This is a genomic window from Thalassospira xiamenensis M-5 = DSM 17429, from assembly GCF_000300235.2.
Classification (GTDB): Bacteria; Pseudomonadota; Alphaproteobacteria; order Rhodospirillales; family Thalassospiraceae; genus Thalassospira; species Thalassospira xiamenensis.
On record NZ_CP004388.1, the window covers coordinates 54,140 to 71,888 of the forward strand.

Annotated in this window: 14 protein-coding genes; 5 read left to right on the forward strand and 9 right to left on the reverse strand. The window is 54.2% G+C overall.

Annotation, left to right across the window (positions count from 1 at the left end):
• Nucleotides 1-219: 219 nt before the first annotated feature.
• Nucleotides 220-2,166 (reverse strand): acetate--CoA ligase, encoded by a 1,947-nt coding sequence (gene acs, locus TH3_RS00250; protein WP_007088284.1) that lies wholly within the window; start codon nt 2,164-2,166, stop codon nt 220-222.
• Nucleotides 2,167-2,700: 534 nt separating this feature from the next.
• Between acs and TH3_RS00255 the strand changes: the two genes are divergently transcribed.
• On the forward strand, nt 2,701-4,161 hold the full coding sequence (locus TH3_RS00255) for a DNA recombination protein RmuC (protein WP_007088283.1): 1,461 nt from the start codon (nt 2,701-2,703) through the stop codon (nt 4,159-4,161).
• Between the two features lie 125 nt (nt 4,162-4,286).
• Entirely contained in the window at nt 4,287-4,805 is a 519-nt protein-coding gene (gene def / locus TH3_RS00260) for a peptide deformylase (protein WP_007088282.1), read from the forward strand.
• A 45-nt stretch (nt 4,806-4,850) separates the two neighbouring features.
• On the opposite strand, the gene TH3_RS00265 is transcribed toward def, so the two are convergent.
• Nucleotides 4,851-5,837 carry a hypothetical protein gene (locus TH3_RS00265; RefSeq protein ID WP_040060299.1) on the reverse strand — a complete coding sequence of 329 codons (987 nt, stop codon included), beginning with the start codon at nt 5,835-5,837 and terminating at the stop codon, nt 4,851-4,853.
• Nucleotides 5,838-5,912: 75 nt separating this feature from the next.
• Here TH3_RS00265 and fmt point away from each other — a divergent pair, with 75 nt between their 5' ends.
• Together fmt and TH3_RS00275 are read left to right on the forward strand one after the other, a co-directional pair.
• A complete protein-coding gene (gene fmt, locus TH3_RS00270) occupies nt 5,913-6,842 on the forward strand; it encodes a methionyl-tRNA formyltransferase (protein ID WP_007088280.1) in 930 nt (309 codons plus the stop codon).
• Nucleotides 6,843-6,846: 4 nt separating this feature from the next.
• Nucleotides 6,847-7,362, forward strand: a complete 516-nt coding sequence (locus tag TH3_RS00275; RefSeq protein WP_007088279.1) for a GNAT family N-acetyltransferase — start codon at nt 6,847-6,849, stop codon at nt 7,360-7,362.
• A 12-nt stretch (nt 7,363-7,374) separates the two neighbouring features.
• Here TH3_RS00275 and TH3_RS00280 read toward each other — a convergent pair whose 3' ends face one another.
• Entirely contained in the window at nt 7,375-8,364 is a 990-nt protein-coding gene (locus tag TH3_RS00280; RefSeq protein ID WP_007088278.1) for a LysR family transcriptional regulator, read from the reverse strand.
• Between the two features lie 142 nt (nt 8,365-8,506).
• Here TH3_RS00280 and TH3_RS00285 point away from each other — a divergent pair, with 142 nt between their 5' ends.
• Complete coding sequence (locus TH3_RS00285; RefSeq protein WP_007088277.1) at nt 8,507-8,689, forward strand: hypothetical protein; 183 nt, start codon at nt 8,507-8,509, stop codon at nt 8,687-8,689.
• 185 nt (nt 8,690-8,874) lie between these two features.
• Here the strand turns inward: TH3_RS00285 and TH3_RS00290 are convergent, their stop codons facing one another.
• The 6 genes from TH3_RS00290 to TH3_RS00315 form a co-directional block, all read right to left on the reverse strand.
• Nucleotides 8,875-10,149, reverse strand: a complete 1,275-nt coding sequence (locus tag TH3_RS00290) for an MFS transporter (RefSeq protein ID WP_007088276.1) — start codon at nt 10,147-10,149, stop codon at nt 8,875-8,877.
• Nucleotides 10,150-10,322: 173 nt separating this feature from the next.
• The gene (locus TH3_RS00295) at nt 10,323-12,338 is read right to left on the reverse strand and encodes a TRAP transporter permease (protein ID WP_007088275.1); all 2,016 of its coding nucleotides are present in this window, start codon (nt 12,336-12,338) and stop codon (nt 10,323-10,325) included.
• A 5-nt stretch (nt 12,339-12,343) separates the two neighbouring features.
• On the reverse strand, nt 12,344-12,853 hold the full coding sequence (locus TH3_RS00300; RefSeq protein ID WP_040059364.1) for a DUF1850 domain-containing protein: 510 nt from the start codon (nt 12,851-12,853) through the stop codon (nt 12,344-12,346).
• A complete protein-coding gene (locus tag TH3_RS00305) occupies nt 12,850-13,815 on the reverse strand; it encodes a TAXI family TRAP transporter solute-binding subunit (protein WP_007088273.1) in 966 nt (321 codons plus the stop codon). Before TH3_RS00305 ends, TH3_RS00300 begins: the two co-directional genes overlap by 4 nt.
• A 553-nt stretch (nt 13,816-14,368) precedes the next feature.
• Nucleotides 14,369-15,784, reverse strand: coding sequence for a sigma-54-dependent transcriptional regulator (locus TH3_RS00310; RefSeq protein WP_007088272.1), 1,416 nt, complete (start codon nt 15,782-15,784; stop codon nt 14,369-14,371).
• Nucleotides 15,784-17,580: a sensor histidine kinase gene (locus TH3_RS00315; protein ID WP_007088271.1), complete on the reverse strand. Its 1,797-nt coding sequence runs from the start codon at nt 17,578-17,580 to the stop codon at nt 15,784-15,786. Before TH3_RS00315 ends, TH3_RS00310 begins: the two co-directional genes overlap by 1 nt.
• Nucleotides 17,581-17,749 lie beyond the last annotated feature (169 nt).

Sequence of the window (17,749 nt, forward strand, 5' to 3'; positions counted from 1 at the left end):
GCAAGCAGGAATTATCGAAACAGTTCTTACATCGGCCCCGTGTCCGTCAAAGGATAAACAAGTTTTGCTGCGTCGCAACGCAGCCTATTTAAAGGAATTCCAGAACCGGCACAACCAACAATATTGGAAGGCTGCGGGTAAAGTGCTGTGATCCAACGTAAAAGACCCCGCTTAAATCAAAGCGGGGTCTTTGTGCATCAACAGGTTGGGCCTGAAATTCTATTTACGATTCTGGCGATTTTCGATCAGATCATCAACCACACCCGGATCGGCAAGGGTCGATGTATCGCCAAGCTGGTCATATTCGTTGGCGGCAATCTTGCGCAGGATACGGCGCATGATTTTGCCCGAACGGGTTTTCGGAAGACCCGGCGACCACTGGATATAATCGGGGCTGGCAATCGGGCCGATTTCCTTGCGCACCCACTGAACCAGTTCCTTGCGCAGTTCTTCGGTCGGTTCTTCACCGGCATTCAGCGTGACATAAGCATAGATGCCCTGTCCTTTGATGTCGTGGGGAACACCGACCACGGCGGCCTCGGCCACCTTGGAATGTGCGACCAGTGCACTTTCAACCTCGGCGGTGCCCATCCGGTGGCCTGAAACGTTGATCACGTCATCAACGCGGCCCGTGATCCAGTAATAACCATCTTCGTCCCGCCGTGCACCGTCACCGGTGGTATAGACATTGGCGAATGTGCTGAAATAGGTCTGGATGAACCGTTCATGATCGCCATAAACCGTGCGCATCTGCCCCGGCCAGCTATCCTTGATCACAAGGTTGCCATCGGTTGCGCCGGCAAGTTCCTTGCCTTCATTATCCAGAAGGGCGGGCTGCACACCAAAGAACGGAAGCGTCGCTGACCCCGGTTTAAGGTCGGTCGCACCCGGAAGCGGCGTAATCAGGATGCCGCCGGTTTCGGTCTGCCACCAGGTATCGACAATCGGGCATTTCCGTTTACCGACATGCTCGTGATACCATTCCCATGCCTCGGGGTTGATCGGCTCGCCCACCGAACCAAGGATACGCAGGGACGAAAGATCCGCCTTGTTGACCCAGCTTTCGCCTTCGCGCATCAGGGCACGGATCGCGGTTGGCGCGGTATAGAAGATATTGACCTTGTGCTTCTCGCACACCTGCCAGAAACGCGACGCATCCGGATAGCTCGGCACACCCTCAAACATCAGGGTCGTTGCCCCGTTGGCCAGTGGTCCGTAAACGATATAGCTGTGCCCGGTGACCCAGCCAACATCGGCCGTACACCAGTAAATATCGCCTTCGTGATAATCAAAGACATACTGATGGGTCATTGATGCGTAAACAAGGTAACCGCCCGACGTATGCAAAACGCCCTTTGGCTTGCCGGTCGAACCCGACGTATACAGAACGAAAAGCGGGTCTTCGGCATTGACTTCGGTCGGCGGGCAATCAGGGGATGCTGCCTCGCAGACCTCGTGATACCAGACGTCGCGGGCATCGTTCCACGCAATGTCCTTGCCGGTGTGCTTGACGACAACAAGCTTTTCGACGGATTTGACACCGGGATGCGAAAGCGCTTCGTCCGCATTGCGTTTCAGCGGCACACCGCGCCCGCCACGAAGGCCTTCATCCGATGTGATGACAACCTTCGCACCGCAATCTTCAACGCGGCCGGCCAATGCTTCGGGCGAAAAGCCGCCAAATACGATGGAATGGATCGCACCGATGCGCGCGCAGGCCAGCATCGAAACCGCTGCGGCCGGGATCATCGGCAGATAAATGACAACGCGGTCGCCCTTGCCGACACCCATCGATTTAAGCGCGTTGGCAAACCGGCAGACACGTTCATGCAGGTCTTTATAGGTGATATGTTCGGAAACGGACGGATCGTCGCCTTCGAAAATGATCGCGGTCTGATCACCGCGTTTTGCCAGATGACGATCAAGGCAGTTGGCCGCAACGTTCAGCGTACCGTCTTCATACCATTTGATATAAAGGTCCTTGGTGTCAAAGCTGACATTCTTGACCTTGGTAAACGGCTTGATCCAGTCGATGCGTTTGCCATGTTCGCCCCAGAAGCCTTCGGGGTCTTCGACCGACTGCTTGTACATGGCGTCGTATTTTGCCTTGTCGATCAGCGCGCCCTTCGCGATGTCGTCGGATACGGGATAAACGTTCGCAGACATATGTGGCCTCTTGTTCGTTTCCTGTTGTCTGTACGTTCGCACCGGTTACCTGCCCGCTGAAAGGTCTTTGGGCCGGTGCGATATTCTTGTGCGTTTCAGGTACCGGTTTTCGCAGTCGCAATAACTGGTGCGGGACAACCGAACGGGCGATACAAGATCATCCGGTCGATATGGCGTAAATCGGTTCCTGTCGCTTGCGCCCTATGCTAGTGCGCTGATGGATTTCAGGGAATACAACTTAAGACGGGGGGCAAAATGGCGCGCAACTGCCGCGGCACCGTTCTGATTTCCCTGCCTTGCGTTTGGATGCATTGTTGCAACACAACCAATCCATCCCAGCAATCCTGTCTGGATGCTGACAAACGAGCATTCCCTGAAGTAGGTAATTGAAACATAGTGATATTATTGCGATTTCGCCAGTCACGATCTGACGTTTTGCGACGTTTCACAGCGATATATCAAATCGGTTGCGTTCTGGATTTAATGGAACAAAACAGATACAAAGAAATCAGGCTATAACCAAACGGTGGGAATATGGATCCGATCTCTCTTGCAGCGGGCGCAATTGCGGCACTTGTCGTCGCACTGGTTTTCAGTGTGCTGATGGTCAAACGCACCAAAGAAGCCGTGATGGCAGAGGCAGAGTCGCGAACCGCCCTGCTGGCAGCACAACTCGATCAGGTCGATGCAACCCGGCGTGAACTGGCAAACGAATTGGCAACCACGCGTAACCGGCTTTCCGAAGAATCCGAAAAGCGCGCCATTGCCGAAACCAGACTGGAAAAAGAGCGCGAAGCCACCACCGAAAAGCTCGCGATGCTTGATGATGCGCGCACCAAACTGCTTGATAGCTTCAAGGCATTGTCGTCTGACGCGCTTAAAGTCAACAATGACGAGTTCATGAAGCTGGCGCGTGAGAATTTCTCGCGCATGCAGGAAGGGGCCAAAGGCGATCTGGAAAAACGCCAGCAGGCCATCGACAGCCTCGTCAAACCGATTCAGGAACGTTTGCAGGCGTTTGATACCAAGGTCAATGAACTGGAAAATTCGCGCAAGGAAGCTTATGGCGAATTGCGCAATCAGGTCGGCCAGCTGGTTGAATCGCAAACCCGTCTGTCCAAGGAAACCCAGACGCTAAGCTCTGCCCTGCGGTCTAGTTCGTCGGTATCAGGCAAATGGGGTGAATTGCAGCTGCGCCGGATCGTTGAGCTGGCCGGCATGCTCAAACATTGCGATTTCGAAGAACAGGTGCATTTCAATACCGACGAAGGCGCGCAGAAGCCCGATATGGTCATTCATCTGCCGGGTGGTAAAAACATCGTCGTCGATGCCAAGGCCCCGACATCGGCCTATCTTGAGGCGATCGATGAAAAGCACGACGACATCCGTCGCGAGGCCCTGATGGGCACCTATGTGACCAATGTGCGCAAGGTGATTTCCGACCTGTCAAAAAAATCCTATTGGAAATCGGTCGATTCGCCCGAATTTGTTGTTCTGTTTCTGCCGGGCGAAAGCTTCTTTTCGGCGGCCCTTGAACGCGATCCCCGCCTGATCGAAGACAGCTTCCGCGATGGTGTCATTCTGGCGACCCCGACAACCTTGTTGGGACTTCTGAAGGCGGTGGCCTATGGCTGGCGTCAGGAAGCCCTGGCCGAAAATGCCCGCGATATCAGCGAAATCGGTCAGCAGCTTTTTGATCGTCTGGGGACCCTTGCCAAAAACTTTGCCTTGATGGGCAAGTCGCTTGAAAGCACGGTCAAAAACTACAACAAGACTCTTGGCACGCTTGAAGGAACGGTTCTGGTTTCAGCGCGCAAGCTCAAGGAAAAGCATATCGTTGCCGACGACCGCGCCATCGAAGAACCACTTCATGCTGAAACCCATGTGCGTGAAATCACCAAAACCGAATTGCTTGGCGCACCTTCTGATGTTTTGACGGCCCAAACCGATGATGATGACGATGAAACGCCCCATACCGGTACCGATCATGGCTGAGTTGCACGTTAATCGCGTTAATATGGGGCTGTTGCTTGACTAAGCTGCGACGAAACCTTATCTCGAAGCGCTGATTTCGCTATAATGCGATGAACGCATAGATTTCCAGACCGGACAGAAGACACATGGCCCTGCGCGACATTCTCATTGTTCCCGACCCCCGCCTTAAGCAGGAATGCGAAGAGGTGGCACAGGTGAATGACGAAATCCGTGAATTGCTCGATGACATGCTTGAAACCATGTATGCGGCACCGGGTATCGGCCTTGCCGCGCCCCAGATCGGCGTGATGAAGCGTGTGGTTGTCATGGATGTGTCCGATGACAAGGAAAAGCCCCAGCCGCTGAAACTCGTGAACCCGGAAATCATCTGGGAATCCGAGGATACATCTGTCTATCAGGAAGGCTGCCTGTCGATCCCGGAACAATATGCCGATGTCGAACGCCCTGCCGAAGTTGGCCTGCGCTATCTGGATGAAAACGGCAAGGAGCATGAAATTGAGGCCGACGGCCTTCTCGCAACCTGCATCCAGCATGAACTTGATCACCTTGATGGCATTCTGTTCACGGATTATCTCAGTGCGCTTAAGCGCAATATGATCCTGAAAAAGGTGCAGAAGCTGCAAAAGACGAAAAAGTCTGCCTGAGTCGATCAGTTTTCAGTCTTAAGAAGGGCCGTATGATCGGCCCTTTCATTTTGCGCGCGGTTTGAGGGAGCCGATATCCATTCCGATGATCCAGCCTTCGCGTTTGCGGATGATCGGGCGATCAGGCAGATATTCGGGATGTTTGCCATCGGCAATGCGGATCAGTCCCAGGGCTCCGACCAGCGCATCAAACGCATCGTCCTTGCCCTCGTCAGGGCCGAAACCTGATTTGATGTCGGCCACAACTGCGGTGTTTATTTCAATTCCATTTCCCACGGCATAGTCGATCAGGGCCGCAATAGCCAGAGTACGGCTTTTATGATTTGATTTGGTCACCTCATCAATACCGAGCCAGCCATAGATTTCACCGGGATAGGTTTCAATCAGGGTTACGCCGTTCTGTTGGCAGCATGTCGAAATATCACCGGTAAAGGGCCATATGTTAAATCCATCGCGATAGCCGGGAATGATCAGATGTTCGAGCCCGTGCAACATTGCTTTGCCAACCTGATTGGCACCAAGGGTCCAGAAAGACGGGCAGGCGGCGGGGCGGTGATAGGTGGCCCCTTCGCACAGGCGATAAAGCTTATCAAAGCTTGATACACCAAGGGCATCTACAAGATGTCCACGCTTTACACTGCCTTTTACGCGGGCTGTTTTGGGATAGAACGGTCTGTGATGGGTGATTTCGTCCGGGTTTGTGCAGACGTCGGAAAAGCTATCCCATTTGCCAGTGAAAATAATATCCAGCAAAGATTTAAAATCTTGAATATTTGCGCCATCATACCAGTGATCGACAAAGCCGACCGGCATATCAAGACCAAGCCAAAGGGCGTGGTCCCGACCGTATTGTGAAAGTGACTGGCGAAACTGGTTTAACAGTCCGACCGGCTCGATCGCATAAATCAGCCACCCGGATGTATTGCGGCGTGCTTTGGCGACCCATCGGGATTTGGCAGATATGCTCCAGTCTGCATGCCATATATGTTCGACCGGGTATTTGCGCGGCTCGGGAAAGGCTTGGCTTGTCATTTCCGCAAGATAGCGCCAAATTGCCGACCAGTAATCGAAAAATACCCCCGACATTGTGATGAATGGACGTGACCGATGACCAAGCTGCGCATTGCCTTTATGGGAACTCCGGATTTTGCCCTTGTGGCGTTAAAGCAACTGGTCGCAGCCGGTCATGATATTGTCTGCGTCTATTCCCAGCCGCCACGCCCGGCCGGTCGCGGGCAAAAGGAAACGCCGACCCCGGTTCATGCATGGGCGCAAGAACAGGGGATCGAGGTCCGCACGCCTGTTTCCCTGAAATCAGATGACCAGAAACAGGCCTTTGCCGACCTTGATCTTGATGTTGCGGTGGTCGCGGCCTATGGCCTGATCCTGCCAAAGGCTATTCTCGATGCGCCGAAATATGGCTGCCTGAACATCCACGCGTCTCTTCTGCCGCGCTGGCGTGGTGCGGCCCCGATCCAGCGCGCCATACTGGCGGGGGATGACAAGACCGGTGTGACCATCATGCAGATGGATGTCGGGCTTGATACCGGTGACATGCTGTTGGTCGGTGATATTCCGATCACGTCCGAAACTTATGCCAATGCCCTGCATGACGATCTTGCCGAGCTGGGGGGCAAACTGATTGTCGAGGCGCTTGAAAAGCTTCCGGTCGGTGGATTCCGGGCAACCAAACAGCCTGAAGACGGCGTGACCTACGCTGCCAAGCTTGAAAAATCCGAGGCAAAGCTTGATTTCACCGATGATGCTGCGGCACTTGAACGCAAGATCCGCGCATTTACCCCATGGCCGGGTGCCTATTTCGAATTTGGCAAGGAACGTATCAAGCTGCAGGCCGCCATCGTTACCGACCAGACCGGTCCGGCGGGCACCATCCTTGACGATAATCTGACGATTGCGTGCGGCACCGGTGCATTGCGCCCGACCCGCATTCAACGGCCGGGCAAGGCAGTTATGGATACCGATGCGGTGTTGCGCGGCTATGACAAGCTTGCCAAGGGCGTGGTTTTACAGGGCTAAGTCCATGGAAATGGTATTCGACATTCGCAAAGCCACTAACCGGGACGGCGATCAAATCGCAATCCTGATTGATGCGGTCTTTGCTGACTATCCCGGTTGTATCTTTGACCGTGCGGGCGAGTTTCCTGAACTTGATGCGATTGCCGATGATTTCACCGCCGGGAATGGTTGTATCTGGGTTGTCGAGGGGGATGGGCGTGTTTTGGGATGCCTTGGCATCAAATACGATCCGGCGCAAAAGCAGGCGGAATTGCACAAGGTCTATCTGGATCGTGCCACCCGCGGGCAGGGCGTTGCACAACGCATGCTGACAAAGGCGCTTGATTGGCTGGTGCAAACCCATCCTGATTGCACCGAACTTGTCCTGTGGACCGATACACGGTTTGAAGCCGGACATCGCTTTTATGAAAAATGCGGGTTCACCCGAACTGGCGAAACCCGCATTCTTGATGATCTTAGTGCCTCGTCGGAATACCGGTTCAAAGCTCCACCGAACGATGTTCTGCTTCGGATTACCTGACCGTTTGCGAACTCAGCTTTGCTGCCCGGTTACCGGGGCTGCTATGGCCTTGGTTTCGGCAACGGCTTCGGGTTTGCGGACCGAACGCGCATCGCGCAGGCCAAGCTCCCATGGCGGGATGGGGGTGAATTTTTCGGCCAGGAAGTCCACAAAGGCACGAACCTTTGGCGACAGGTGGCGTTTGTGTGGATACACCGCCGAAATCCATGCCAGATCGTGAACATATTCCGTCAGAACCGGCGTCAGGCGACCTGCCCGGATATCTTCATGCACGAGGTACTCTGCCAGTCTCGCCATGCCAAGGCCAGCGACCACCGCTTCGTGCAATGCGTCGCCGTCATTTGCGGAAAAACTGCCCTGTGCGCGAAATGAAACATGGCCTTCGGGGGTGTCGAAATGCCAGTCGTTGAAGCTTTCGCGCGAAGACAGATGCAGACAGTCGTGATTTTCAAGTTCCTGTGGCTTGCGCGGAATACCGTTCTTTTCCAGATATTCCGGCGATGCGACGATCATGCGGCGGTTGACCGCATATTTGCGCGCGATCAGCGATGAATCTTCAAGGGCTGACAGGCGAATCGCCAGATCGTAACCATCGTTGACCAGATCGGTGAATTTGTCGTCGAGCGTCAATTCAATCCTTACATCGGGATAACGCGCCAGAAATTCCGGAATCAGCGGCACGACCTGATACTTGGTAAACGCCACTGAAGCATTGATGCGAAGCGTTCCGCGCGGGGCGGCATAAAGCTGGGTCACGACTTCTTCGGCTTCCTCGATCTCGTTTAGGATCGTGCGGGCGCGCTCGTAAAAGGCACGGCCTTCTTCGGTCAGGCTAAGCTGGCGGGTGGTGCGCATCAAAAGACGCGCGCCAAGTCTGTCTTCAAGGCGCGAAATGTATTTTGAAACCGCCGAAGGTGACAGACGCATGGTCCGTGCAGCAGCTGAAAAGCTGCCTTCTTCAACGGCATGGACAAAGATTTCCATTTCTGCGGCGCGATCCATCGGCATGTTTCCTATTTATGACGCATATTCACAAGTAATGTGCATATTGAGGTAATTCTCTTCTGCCGTAAAGGAAATTAGATTGGGTTCATCAAACGCGACACGTTGTCGCAATGAACCAAATTCTTAAAGGAGGTCTGCCATGACCACTTATGCTGACATCACCAAGCTGAACATCAAAACCAGCGAGATTGAAGCTGGCGTGCGCAAAGGCCAACAGCTCCGCGCTGAATATATCGGTAGCCTGTTCCGCAGCCTGTTCAAAGGCTCTGACAAGTCCGCCGACATCAAGCATCCGGCTGGCACCGTTGGCGGTGCTGCCTAATTGACGACCTCGCGGTCGAGCGACGTTTGATCTTCCTCCCCAAACGACGCTCCCGCGATGGACTACTGCGTTTTTTCTAGCGTCTTCCTCCCTAGACGACGCTGTTTTCCCGACTGGCCCGGGCTCTTTTGAGCTCCGGGCCATTTTTTTGTCTCATCGTCGACCGGCTTTGAAATCCCGCCGCCTTATTCACCGGTTTGGCGGGCGACGCCCGGCGGGATATAGAAGCCCGGCCGTTCCGACATCCATGACAGTACCGAAACCACCGCCATTGCCACGATGGTGATCCAAAGCGTCGTGCCGATATCAATATCGGCGGCAAACATCCAGCCATAGATCGCCGGGCCAATCGCCGATGCCAGAACCATGACCGCAGTCAAAGTGCTTCGAACCGCACCAATTTCATCCAGTGGCACCAGTTCCGGGATAATCGCGGTGCGTAATGTTGTGGCAAAGCCGGTGGTGATCCCCAACATCCCCATATAAACCGGGATCATGACCGGGGTTTCGGTGATCGCCAGCAACGATACCGCCCCGATGGCCGGGATCAGATGATAGGGGAACAGCTTGCGAGCGGTATGGCTGTCAATCAGCGGTCCGCTGCCAAAGGCCCCGATCACCGATGTGATGGCGAAAACCGTAAAGCCCGCTGCAAACCAGGTGAGGTCGATGTCTTTACTGGCTGAAATCGATCCCTGATGGAAGAACAGGGCGGTCATCACCAGCGGCGGGGCGGCCAGCATCGGCATGCAGAACCAGATATAGCGTGACCGGAACAGGCGTGGATGGCTGTCTGTGGGTGACGTATCCCGGGCGACCTCCTGATTCGCACTAGCGGTCTTGCTGTTGTTTTCCATTTTGCCCGGTGCTTCGCGGAATTTCGCGTTATCGCGGATCAGCAGGATCGCAATCGGCATCAGGATAACCACGATGAAAATACCGGCCCCGGCATAGGTGGCCCGCCAGCCAAATCCGGCAATAAGTGCCAGCAGGGTTACCGGCATGATTGCCTCTGCCAACGGAAAGCCGAAGCTTGCAATGGCGAGGGCACGTCCACGACTGCGGTCAAAATAACGCGCAATGCCGGTCATGCTGACATGGCTCATCAATCCCTGCCCAGCCAGACGCAGAATAAACAGGGCCGCAATCAGCATCCAGGCCGACTGTGCGGCGGCAATCACAAGGCAGCCGATGGTCAGCAACACCATGCTCGCCAGGCTGTAGCGCAGCATATCGATGCGGTCGATCAATCGCCCGATGAAAGGCAGGCAGAGCGCGCTTGCGATGGTGATCCCGGCATAAATATTGGCAAACTCGGTTTCATTGATTGCAAGGCTGGCCCCGATGAACGGAACGAAAAGGGCGACCAGAAAGGTCTGGCCGAATGACGAGCCAAAACTATGAAGCGCCCCGAATGCCAACGGGCGGGGTGCCTGACGCAAAAGACTGAGGAATTGCATGAGGTTCAATCAATAGTATGAGGAATTCTTCCGGCGATATTATCTAGGGCGGTGAAAAGCGTCTACTGCCCGAATGCATAGGTATTATGTGCGTGCATAAAGTGAAAAAGCCCCCGCAAGAACATGTCTTGCGGGGGCTTTCGGATCAAAAGTAAGTCGTTTCAGCGGGGAAATCAGGCAGCTATTTTGGCTGCCGGACCATCCGAATGACGGCTTTTCCACCAGTTCAGGCCCAGTATCGCTAGAATGACGACCGTGCCTGCGATCTCTGCCCGAATGTCAGGATAGAAGATGCCAATTGTCGCTGGAACAATCAGAATGCGTGACACCAGATCAATCTTGGCAAACATGAAGCCTTCGAGTGCAGCGGCAAAGGCTGCCAGCGACAGGATCGCGGTAAAGCCGGTCCAGAGCACAAGCGGCAGCGGACCACCAGTGATGATTTCCGGATTGAACACCATGAAGGCCGGGATCAGATAGAGGCCCTTGGCAAATTTCCAGGCCTGCATACTGGTTTCCAATGGACTGGCCCCGGCAATCGCGGCCCCGGCAAAACCGGCAAGCGCAATGGGCGGGGTCACGTTACTGTCCTGAGAATACCAGAACACCACCAGATGAGCGATCAGCAACGGAATGCCGAACTCGTTGGACAGTGCCGGTCCGACCAGAACGATCAGAACGATATAGGATGCCGTCACCGGCAGGCCCATGCCGAGAATCAGGCTGGCGATCAACACCAGAACCAGTGCCAGAACAATATGGCCGCCCGAGAAAGCGATCATCATCGACGAGAATTTCAGACCCAAACCGGTCAGTCCGACGACGCCGACAATAATACCGGCAACAGCGCAGGCCATGCTGACCGCAACCGCATTTTTTGCACCGAGTTCAAGGGCGGCAATTGTAATCCTGACACCATTGGCAAGGGCAACCTTCAGGCGATCATGGCTTGCCTTTTCGCCGTTCTGCGGCGCGACATAGAAGAACCAGATCACGTATCGCAGGGCGGCAACCGCAAGGACGGAAATGATCGCCCAGAAACCGACACGCATCGGTGAAATGTTCAGCACCAGAAGGTAAATCAGAACGCCAAGCGGCAGAATGAATTGCCAGCCTTCCTTAAGCACCTGCTTCCAATCGGGCAGTTCTTCGACCGGCATGCCGCGCATACCGTTTTTCAGCGCGACGATATGGACAAACAGATAAACCGTGCCGAGATACAGGATCGCCGGGAAGATCGAGACCATGACGATTTCAAGATACGGAACTTGTGTATACTCGGAAATCAGGAATGCACCTGCCCCCATGAGAGGTGGCGTGATCTGGCCGCCGGTCGAGGCAGCGGCTTCGATACCACCGGCCTGTGCGGGGCGATAACCCAATTTTTTCATCAGTGGAATGGTAAAGGCCCCGGTGGTGACAACGTTGGCAATCGCCGAACCGCTGATTGATCCCATACCGGCAGACGCCAGCACCGCGGCCTTTGCGGGACCGCCAGCCTTTCTGCCGGTCGCCGCATAGGCCATGTCGATAAAGAATTTACCCGCACCGGTCACTTCAAGGAATGCGCCAAACAGGACGAACATGAAGATGTAGGTCGCTGCAACTCCCATCGGCAGGCCATAAATGCCTTCCTGACCAAGATAAAGCTGACCGACTAGGCGATCCACATCAGCGCCCCGGTGGCTAAGGATGCCGGGCAGCCATTCACCAAGCCATGGCAATGCACCACGTGGACCGGAAAGTGCATAGACGATTGCAACGATGCCAATCACAGTCATGCCAAGGCCAACAGCACGACGGCTGGCTTCGAGTACGGTGACGGTCGCAATGATGCCGATGATCAGATCGGTACTGGTCCAGAAACCCGCACGGTTGAAAATCTCGTCCAGATAGAAGGACAGATAGAACCCCGTAATGAACGCACCAGCCAGAAATCCCAGATCGATAACCCAACCCAGAACGCCCCGTTTGCGGTTCGATCCAAAAACGGGGAACATCAGAAAGGCCAGAAACATCACAAAGGCCAGATGGATCGAACGCTGATAAAACAGGCCAAGCGGCTCGATCCCAGCGCCATACATCTGGAACAGTGAAAGTGCAACGGCGACAACAGAAATTGCCAGTACAACCAGTTTTGGCTGTGGCAGTTTGTCCGCCAAGGACGGAAGCGGTGCCGGTTCAGACATGAAACTTATTCCCCGGTATCAAGGCGGATGGTGACACGGGTGTGTTCAGCCATCTTTGAAAGATATATTTCGTCACCCTCTGTCGTGACGATACGATGGTCGACTGCAAGACTTCCGACGCGCAGGGCATAGGCATTGCCCGGCACAGGTTCGTCGATGTCCTCGATCCAGTATCCGCCACCTTTGGCGCTGGTCAGGACTCCACGACCCGGATAATGGCCAAGACCTGCTGCAAAATCGGGTTGGTATGTACGATGCAGGACCATCCTGCCCAGATCATCGACATAACAATCGATAACCCCGTCACCAGTGACCGAATGGTTCCAGTAAAGGCACCAGCCAGATTGGCGTGGAATTCGTGTTCTGGCCAAAACCGATCCGTCAGCGGCAATGACTTCCAGATGGTCCGTTGCCGTACCCGGCGTGGTTTCAGCATGACGAGCTGGCCCGCTACATGCCGATATCAGAAGGGTAAAGGCGGCCAATGCTGGCCGCCCCCAATTTAGTGAAATCATGGATAAAGCTTAGGCGGAATCGGTGAACCGGTTTCTTCGTAGTAACGAAGGGCACCCGGATGCATCGGAATTGGCGTCGAGTTCAGAGCGAAATCAACGGTGGTGTCGTTGGCAGCCGGGTGAATGGCGATCAGTTCATCAACTTTTTCAAACAGGGTCTTGGTGATCTGATAGGCCAGTTCGTCATCCATTTCTGCATTCACGAACAGAACGTTCGGGGTTGAAACGGTGTTTACCGGTGCGGTTACACCGTCATAGAGCCCTTTGCGCAGCGCATAAGGTGCGAAGGTCGGTTCGGCATCAAGGGCTGCAACGATTTCCTCGTCGCTGAGAGCGATCAGCTTGATCTCGCGGGTGGTTGCGAGGTTGAGGATCGAACTGGTGGGCGGGCCGACGCTCCAGAAACCTGCATCGATATCGCCGTCACGAAGTGCGTCGGCGGTTTCGTTGAAGTTCAGGCGCTGTTCTTCGATGTCATCATAAGAAATGCCGTTGGCTTCAAGCAGGGTTTTGGCAGAAACTTCGGTGCCCGAACCTGGCGCACCAACAGAAACGCGTTTGCCTTTAAGATCGGCAAGGCCGGTAATGCCGCTATCTGCCATTGTCACGATCTGAACGGCATTCGGATAGATCGAAGCCAAGGCGCGAACATTGTCAAGTTTGCGGCCTTCGAATTTGCCTGTACCGGTGAAGCCAGCATAAACAGTATCGGCCAAACCGATTGCAATGTCGCTGTCGCCACGGGAAATAAGGCCCATGTTTTCAACAGATGCACCGGTGACTTCGGCAACTGCGGTCGCACCGTCAACATATTTGCTGATCAGTTCCGCAAGACCGCCGCCATACGGATAATAAACGCCACCGGTACCGCCGGTTGCGATGGAAAGCTGACTTTGGGCGAATGCCGGGGCACCGAACATCATCAGTGCTGCCGCTGCAGAAAGCAGATTCCGCAATTTCATACTTAGTCCTCCCTAGGATTAGTGTTTACTGCGTTGATAACAACAGAAACGGTCAATAAAGAAATATTGGCAGTTATCTTTTGGTATCTCCTCAGTTGTTGGTCGTCCTGTTCTCTAACGAATATGGTGTCGGGTGGGCACTTAACAGGTCGTTGGGATAATAAAGCAGTGTCCGATCCGGTCGCCAAATACGGCACGCGCAAATCGCCCGTGAAACTGATTCACAAGGATGCTGTCAGAAATCCGACAAAATGCGGTGGCATTCAGATGCGATTGACCCGTTATCGGGCCGATCAAGCGTCATGCGATAAAAGCATGCCTTCCCGGACATTGGTTATTCTCCCTGACGAATGTTGTTTATTGTTTTGCCCTAATGATTGGCAAACATCATGCCAACCGGGGATTCTATTTTTCTATTTATATATCAAGCAGATACAAAAATCAGCCCGATCATGTCGGCGGAATCTTGCCGATGTACCATTTCTTTTTCGGCGGATTTTTGCCGATAGACCCGATTCACAAATATCCTAACACTTTAAAGCTGCGGGACAAATTATCGCTCTTCAATGGTATCACGGCGAATGTTCAGCTTTTTCATTTTTTCGTTCAGGGTGCGACGCGGAATGTCGAGTTCGTCCATTACTGTTTTGACGTTGCCGTTATGGCGCGTCAGAGCATCGCGGATGATGTGCTGTTCGAAATGGCGAAGCTGATCTGCGAGTGATCCGGTTTTGTCGGCAGGGTCGGCGGCACCATTGCCAATGCTGTTGCCAAACAGACGTGCCCAGCGTTCTTCGGCGTTGCCGGTCAGGAGCACATAGCGTTCCGCGAGGTTTTTAAGTTCGCGCACATTTCCCGACCATTCATGAGCCAGAAGTCCGCCCCAAAGTTTTGCAGGCGGTTTTTCATACGGGCGATCAAAATTTTCGGCCGCCCGTTCGGCAAAAATGTCAAACAGCAGCGGCAGGTCATCCTTACGCTGGCGGAGCGGTACGATTTCCAGTTCGAATGTGTTGATCCGAAACAGAAGGTCTTCGCGGAAACGCTTATCAGCAACGGCGGTCGGCAAATCTTCGTTGGTGGCACAGATCAGCCGGAAATTGACCTTTACCGGGGTGTTTGACCCAAGTCGGACGATTTCGCGCTGTTCAATGACGCGCAGAAGCTTGGCCTGCAAGGCCAGCGGCATGCTTGATAATTCATCAAGAAACAGGGTGCCATTATCGGCATGTTCGATCCAGCCGATCCGGCGGCTGGCAGCACCGGTGAAGGCTCCCTTTTCATGACCGAAAAGTTCGCTTTCGGCAGTGCTTTCAGGAATGGCCGCACAGTTGACGGCAACAAATCGCCGATCATGTCGGACACTCAGATCATGGATGGCGCGCGCTACAAGTTCCTTGCCGGTACCGGTTTCGCCGGAAACCAGAACTGGAACTTCGGTTGGGGCGATATTGGCGATTTCGGCCTTTAACGCACGCATCGACGGGCTGTTGCCGATCAGGCGGCTGTCAAGCGTGCCATGTTGGGCGATTTGCGTGCGCAGGGCACGGTTTTCGATGACAAGTTTGCGTTTTTCAATTGCGCGCTCAAGGCTTTCGAGGATGTCGTTCGGCTCAAACGGTTTTTCAACGAAATCATAGGCCCCGCTTTTCATCGCTTCGACCGCCATCGGGACATCGCCATGACCGGTCATCAGGATCACCGGAATGTCACGGTCGATCGCCAGAACCGATTTGGTAAAGGCGATGCCATCAAGCTTTGGCATTTTGACATCGGTCAGGATGACGCCGGCGAAATCGGGTGTGATATCTTCAAGGGCTGAAATCGCGTCGGCATGAACACAGATGGTGTAGCCTGACAGGTCAAGCCATTGCGACAGGGAAACGCGCAGGGCTTCTTCATCATCGACGATGATCACCTGTGCCGTTTGTGGTTTTGCGCTGGTGGTATCGATTTTCGAGTGCGGCATTACGTCTGCGTCCCCCGCATCAATGGCAATTGTATTTCAAAGCAGGCCCCGCCACCCGCCCGGTTATAGGCGCGGATCGTTCCACCAAAGTCACGAACAATTCCATAGCTGACCGACAGGCCAAGCCCCACACCCTGTCCCGGGTCCTTGGTGGTGAAGAACGGGTCAAACAGCAAAGCCAGGCTTTCCTCGCCGATGCCAGGACCGGTATCGGAAATGCGAATGGTGGCTTTATCCCGGGTTTGCGTAAGATCGACGATGATGCGTTTTTCCGTCTTGCCGTTCGCATTATCCGTTCCCGGTATTTCGGCCATGGCATCAAGGGCATTGCGGATGATATTGACGAAAACCTGTTCGATCCGAACCAGATCGGCATGGACAATCAGATCACCGTCAAATGCCGACTGTTCAAGCACACAGCCTTCATTGTGCAGCTGTGATGACAGTAATTGTATCACATTATCAAGGGCAGCCCGGATGTTGACGGGTTCAAGCACGCCGGTTGATTTGCGCGAGAAGGTTTTAAGTTGCCCGGTGATCGATCCCATGCGTTCGGTCAGGGCAGAAATCTGTTCGATATTGGTGCCCAGATTTTCCGGCTTTCCGCGTTCCAGCATCAATCTGGCACTGGCGCAAAAGGTTCGGATTGCGGCAATCGGCTGGTTGATTTCATGCGCGATTGCGGCGGACATCTGCCCAAGGGCGGCCAGTTTACCCGCCTGAACCAGTTCATCCTGTGTACCGCGCAATTCGGCCTCGGTCTTGCGGCGTTCGGTGATTTCCTGTTCAAGACGGGTGTTAAGCGCCTGAATGCGGGCAAATTCCATGGATTTGCGCTGGGATGCCAGTTTCAATTCACGTTCGCGCAGGAACAGCACAATCAGGATGATCAATCCCGACCCGATCAGGGTGATCAGCATGACGCTTGTGCGTCGCTCTGCGACATAGTCCATCGGTGTCAGATAAAACAGATTCCATTCACTGCCGCTGATCGGTTTGATGTCAAACAGGAAGCGTTCATTACCGATTTCAAGCAAGCCATCCTCGCCAGAAGGATTTTCAGCAATGTTCAGTGACCGGAGTTCCTGACCGGAATATTGGCGATTGCGCAATATGCGCTCACGGTCGGTTTCGGTCAGCGGGCGAATGGTGCGATATTTCCAGTCGCCGCGACTGGTTAACATGATCACACCGTCGGCATCTGAAACAAAGACTGTTTCGCCCCCGTCCTGCCAGTTCCGTTCAAGCTCATCGAGTTCAATTTTGACAGCAACCACGCCGACAATTTCGCCGGATTTCGATATCGGATGGGAAATGAACAGGCCTGATCGCCCGGTGGTCACGCCGATCCCGTAGAAAAATCCTTCCTGCCCGGCGAAAGCTTCGGTGAAATAGGGCCGGAAACTGTAATCCTGACCCACGAAACTGTCGGGCGTTCCCCAGTTGCTTGCCGCGACCGTTTTGCCGGTTCGGTCCATGACATAAAGTGCGGCCGCGCCCGACCGGCCGTTGACCTTTTGCAGATATTGGTTGGCAATATCCACAGTGCCGTTTCCGGTGACGACATTGACGATTTCATGATTTCGGGCAACGACATAGGGCAGATATCGATAGCGATCGACAGCGGCGCGCAATGTGCTTTCATAAAGTGCAAGGCGGGCCTGGGATGTTTGCTGTAACTGGCTGATGGCAAGGGTTTCGGTCGAATTGACAGCAAGCCAGACGACCAGTCCGGCGATGATAATCCCGGCAAAACTCAACGACGCGCGACTATAGGTGCTTAACCAGTAGAACAATCCTGCCTCTCGCGCGTTAGAGTTTGGTCTTTTGCTTCATACAGGGCGTTTTGGCGTCCGGCCTGTTGGCGGGGGTTTCCGGCTTCCTGTTCGGGTGCACGATAGTTATGTGGCATCGGGACGGGGAGTCAATAAAGACGCAGGGCAATACCAGTAATGAATGTCACTT